The organism is Psychromonas sp., assembly GCF_983033635.1.
In genome coordinates, this window is sequence record NZ_CEZLMY010000091.1 from 3,744 (window position 1) to 7,931 (window position 4,188).

Genomic DNA, 4,188 nt, shown 5'->3' on the forward strand with positions numbered 1-4,188 from the left:
TAAGGTTTACGTTTACTCATTGCTTAGTCCTCTTTATCTACTTCACGACAGTGCTTAATCAGAGTCGAGAGCTACGAAAAGTTAACATTTACTAGTATCTAAAATAGTAAAAATGATATTTCAACCAGCCATTGAAACCGTTGGCAGTTCGCGTATATAAGGTTTACGTTTACTCATTGCTTAGTCCTCTTTATCTACTTCACGACAGTGCTCAAACTGTGTTGAGATATACGAAAAGTTAACATTTACTTATCACTTTTTCATTAATCTGGTTTGAACATACCAATCAGGTAATCTTTACTGCTTTCAACTTTAAGCAGTTGAATAGCAGCAGCAGGATCGACATCTTTTGGACAAACAACGGAACAATATCCAACAAACGTACAGCCCCAAACCCCTTCTTCCTGGTTAACGATTTTCATACGCTCGGCTTCGCCATTATCTCGACTATCTCGATTGTAACGAGCAAGTAATGCCAAGGCCGCAGGTCCGGTAAACTTATTGTCTAACGCATATTGCGGGCAGGCTGCATAACAAAGACCGCAGTTAATACACATTGAAAACTGTTTAAATTTAGCCATCTGTTCAGGCGTTTGCTGATATGTGCCTTCAGATAAACATTTCTCTTTTTCCGGGATGATATAGGGTTTGATCTCTTCTAATTTTTTAATGAAATCATCCATTACCACCACAAGATCGCGTTCAATAGGGAAGTTAGCTAAGGGCTCTAAACTTATTTTTTGGGGGTAATAATCACGCAGAAATGCTTTGCAGCCTAATTTAGGAACGCTATTCACCATCAAACCACAGCTACCACAAATCGCCATACGACAAGACCAGCGGAAACTTACCGTGCTATCTAGGTGATCTTTAATATATTGCAGCGCTTCCAAAATGGACATCTCGGCGGTGTAAGGCACTTCAAAGGTTTGCGTGAAAGGTTCGTTATCCATCTCAGGACGGTAACGAAGCACATCAATTTCAATCGTTAATTCACTCATTAAACTTTCTCCTGCGCATGTGCTTTTTCACCTGCCGCACCATATGCCCTTTCTGCGGGTTGGCTTTTGGTAATAGTTACTGATGAATAATCAATTTTTGGTGCTTTATCACCTTGATAAAAGGCCAGTGAATGTTTTAAGAAGTTGTTATCATCACGTTTTTCAAAACCATCAATACGCTGATGAGAGCCGCGAGACTCTTCTCGTAAAATTGCACTGTGTGCCATCGCTTGTGCGGTATCGAGCAGGTATCCAAGTTCAATTGCATATAAAAACTCCGTGTTAAACACACTCGATTTATCGGTGATTTGGATGTTTTTATAGCGCTTCTTAAGTTCGGCTAGTTTATTGATGGTTTGTTGCATCGACTCTTTAGTGCGATAGATACCCACACCTTCTTCCATGCAGTCACCCATCTCTTGGCGAATATCTGCCATTTTTTCCGTGCCTTCACTGTGCAGCAGGGCTTCGGTACGAGCCATAATCGTTTCGGCTTGTTTCCTTAAAGGGGTAATTTTTTCATGTTTGCTATTACGCGCATAATCAGCCGCTTGTTGTCCGGCTAACTGACCAAATACAGCAAGCTCAGTTAATGAGTTTGAGCCTAAACGATTTGCACCGTGTAAACCAACCGAAGCACATTCACCTATTGCATATAAACCCGCAAGTTTAGTCGCTGTTTTTGCATCGGTTTCTATGCCGCCCATTGTGTAATGCACGGTTGGACGAACTGGGATTGGTTCATGAACCGGATCAACACCAACATAAGCTTTAGCAAGTTCGCGGATAAATGGCAGGCGCTCATTAATTTTTTCTTCACCTAAATGGCGAAGATCAAGATGAACAACATCACCACGTGGGCCTTTAATCACATTGCCCTTTTGTTGCTCTTGCCAGAAACATTGGCTGAGTTTGTCGCGTGGGCCAAGTTCCATATATTTATTTTTAGTCTGCCCTACGGGGACTTCAGGCCCTAGACCGTAATCTTGTAAATAACGGTAACCATCTTTATTTAATAAAATACCACCTTCGCCACGGCAGCCTTCGGTCATTAAAATACCACTGCCCGGTAAACCTGTTGGATGGTATTGTATAAACTCCATATCACGTAGCGGAACGCCATGGCGGTAAGCGAGTGACATTCCGTCACCTGTGACAATGCCACCGTTGGTATTGTAACTATAAACACGGCCCGCGCCGCCAGTTGCCATAATCACTGATTTTGCCTGAATTAGTTTTGCCTCACCTTCGGCAATATCAAGAATTAAAATCCCCTGTATTTTGTCATTTTCAACAATCAGATCTAAACAAAAATGTTCATCAAAGCGGGTTATTTTAGGGTGCTGCAGTGAAGTTTGAAAAAGAGTGTGCAGAATATGAAAACCACTTTTATCGGCAGCAAACCAGGTGCGTTCTATTTTCATGCCGCCAAAAGCGCGTACGTTAATAGAGCCATCCTCTTTACGGCTCCATGGGCATCCCCAATGCTCAAGCTGAGTCAGTTGTTTGGCTGCATTTTCAACAAAATATTGCACTACGTCCTGTTCACATAACCAATCTCCACCGGAAACGGTATCGTTAAAGTGGTTATCAAGAGAGTCATGATCTTGAGCAACTCCCGCAGCTCCTCCTTCGGCTGCCACAGTATGGCTGCGCATCGGGTAAACTTTAGAAATTAATGCTATATCGAGATCGGGGTGGTTTTCTGCAATTTCAATAGCGGCTCGTAAACCTGAACCGCCAGCGCCAACAATGGCAACATCTGTTTTAATTATCTGCACACTTTTTCTCCCATAAAAAATTTATGATAATTTAGTGTATCAGCGCTTGTGGAAAATTCCGTGAGAAAAGTAAGGTTTTTCAACATTATATAAATATTGAGAGGTAGCAACAGGATAGTCTTAACTATTCGTTAGCAGTGTTTTTATTTCCGAAAAATCATTTATTGGGTAAACTAGCGCAAAAAAGGAAATAAGATGAATTGGCGACCAAGCGCAAGCTTACAACAACTGCAAAAACGGGCGAAAATAATACAAACTATTCGCCACTTTTTTATCGATCGTGGTCTATTAGAAGTAGAAACGCCAACTTTAAGCCAAGCGGGTGTAACCGATATTCATCTCTTTTGCTTTAAAACTAATTTTATTGGACCTGAAATATCTTCAGCAAAGCAGAACTGTTTAGGTTTACCTTTATACCTGCAAACTTCCCCTGAATTTCATATGAAACGTCTCTTATCTGCTGGTAGCGGCTCGATTTTTCAAATCAGCAAAGCCTATCGTAATGAAGAGTCGGGACGATTTCATAATCCTGAATTTACCCTGCTTGAGTGGTATCAAGTTGGTTTTGATCACTTTTTATTAATGGATGAAATGGATCTGTTATTACAACTTGTTCTTAATAGCGAAACTGCCCGTCGTTGCACATACCAAGATGCTTTTCTAGAAGTCTTAAATGTTGATCCGTTAACTGCTAACTTGAAAGAGTTAAAAGAGGCGGGCAGTGAGTTGAATTTAGGCGATGTTATTGATAATGAGACAGATAAAGATACCATCTTGCAGCTGCTATTTTGTGTCGCAATCGAGCCGGTTATCGCTTTGTATAAACCGTGTTTTATTTATAATTTTCCCGCTTCACAAGCTGCACTTGCAAGAATATCACCGGATGATCCTCGTGTTGCCGAACGTTTTGAGGTTTATTATAAAGGGATTGAACTTGCGAATGGCTTTCATGAATTGAGCGATGCGACGGAACAGTTAACTCGTTTTCAAGAAGACAATCGCCTGCGCAGACTTAAAGGCCTTGAGGAGATGCCGATTGATCAGCATTTTATAAGCTCTCTTAAAAGCCTGCCTGATTGTGCAGGTGTTGCGCTAGGCATTGATCGTCTGGTGATGCTGGCAACAGAGCAGACACATATTGATGACGTGCTGAGCTTTACAATAAAGGGGGCCTAATAGTGGCTAAATTATGGTTAACCGATAAAGTCTACTCTATTTGGGCATCGCTGTTTCGGATCTGCTATTGGTTAGCGGCGATATATCTTTCTTCTTTATACCTGCAAAATTATCAACAGCAAAGTTTCTTTAAGATTGGTTTGATGGTGATGGGTGTGGTTTTTGTAGCTGGATTTATTTTCTTGGGGCGCTTGTTAGATCACTTTTTTAAAGTACCAAAATCCTAACTC

Annotated in this window: 4 protein-coding genes; 2 read left to right on the forward strand and 2 right to left on the reverse strand. The window is 41.2% G+C overall.

Annotated elements, in window-relative coordinates; genetic code table 11:
- Positions 1–263: 263 nt before the first annotated feature.
- Together AC4GME_RS12105 and frdA are read right to left on the reverse strand one after the other, a co-directional pair.
- Positions 264–1,001, reverse strand: a complete 738-nt coding sequence (locus AC4GME_RS12105) for a succinate dehydrogenase/fumarate reductase iron-sulfur subunit (RefSeq protein WP_490378155.1) — start codon at positions 999–1,001, stop codon at positions 264–266.
- Entirely contained in the window at positions 1,001–2,782 is a 1,782-nt protein-coding gene (frdA, locus tag AC4GME_RS12110; RefSeq protein ID WP_490378156.1) for a fumarate reductase (quinol) flavoprotein subunit, read from the reverse strand. The genes AC4GME_RS12105 and frdA overlap by 1 nt, the downstream gene beginning before the upstream one ends.
- Before the next feature lie 195 nt (positions 2,783–2,977).
- On the opposite strand from frdA, the gene epmA reads away from it, so the two are divergent.
- Complete coding sequence (gene epmA / locus AC4GME_RS12115) at positions 2,978–3,958, forward strand: elongation factor P--(R)-beta-lysine ligase (RefSeq protein ID WP_490378157.1); 981 nt, start codon at positions 2,978–2,980, stop codon at positions 3,956–3,958.
- A gap of 2 nt (positions 3,959–3,960) precedes the next feature.
- Positions 3,961–4,185: a hypothetical protein gene (locus tag AC4GME_RS12120; protein ID WP_490378158.1), complete on the forward strand. Its 225-nt coding sequence runs from the start codon at positions 3,961–3,963 to the stop codon at positions 4,183–4,185.
- The last annotated feature ends 3 nt before the right edge of the window (positions 4,186–4,188 follow it).

Coding starts and splice junctions, on each gene's coding strand:
- epmA (WP_490378157.1), top strand. CDS start 2,978: ATGAATTGGCGACCAAGCGCAAGCTTACAACAACTGCAAAAACGGGCG.
- AC4GME_RS12105 (WP_490378155.1), bottom strand. CDS start 1,001: ATGAGTGAATTAACGATTGAAATTGATGTGCTTCGTTACCGTCCTGAG.